Here is a 500-nt window from a genome sequence, read left to right as displayed (position 1 = left end):
TTTTTTTATTGCTTCATTTTCTGTTTTTAAATAGGCTGTTTCAGCTCTTAATCTTATTAATTCTTCTCTTTCTGTAGGCGTTAAATCAGCTGGCTTATATTTTTTAGTCATAGGCGGTTCCTTTTTCCTTCGGCGACCTCTTTTAAGGTTCAATCCTTCATACCCTTTTATTTTATATATTTGAACCCATTTAGACAATAGTCCAGTATCAATACCCGCCTTAATTGCAACACTTCTTTGAGATTCTCCAGATAAGACACGTGCAACTAGCTCATATCTTTCTTCAACTGTACGATTTTTAGATGAATTTGAATGTTTTAGAAAATCAAAACCATGTATTTCCGCAATTTTTGACCATTGGACAATTCTTTTTCTAAAGTTTTTTTGACCGATACCAACTGGAGTCTCTATCCACTGACCTGATCGATACATGTTTACTGCATTTAATTTAAAATTATAATTATATTTCATACAAAAACCCCTTTCACTGGATTAGTCCA

General features: G+C 32.6%; 1 protein-coding gene. It reads right to left on the bottom strand.

Annotated features, from left to right (window positions below; all coding sequences use genetic code 11):
• Window positions 1-471 (bottom strand): helix-turn-helix domain-containing protein (locus tag AT575_RS10115; RefSeq protein ID WP_102778196.1); only part of this gene is annotated, 471 nt, incomplete at its 3' end.
• Window positions 472-500 lie beyond the last annotated feature (29 nt).

Origin of the sequence: Streptococcus penaeicida (assembly GCF_002887775.1) — a bacterium.
Taxonomy (GTDB): domain Bacteria; phylum Bacillota; class Bacilli; order Lactobacillales; family Streptococcaceae; genus Streptococcus; species Streptococcus penaeicida.
Note: the sequence above shows the minus strand (reverse complement) of the source record. Positions and strands in the feature narration are given on the sequence as shown.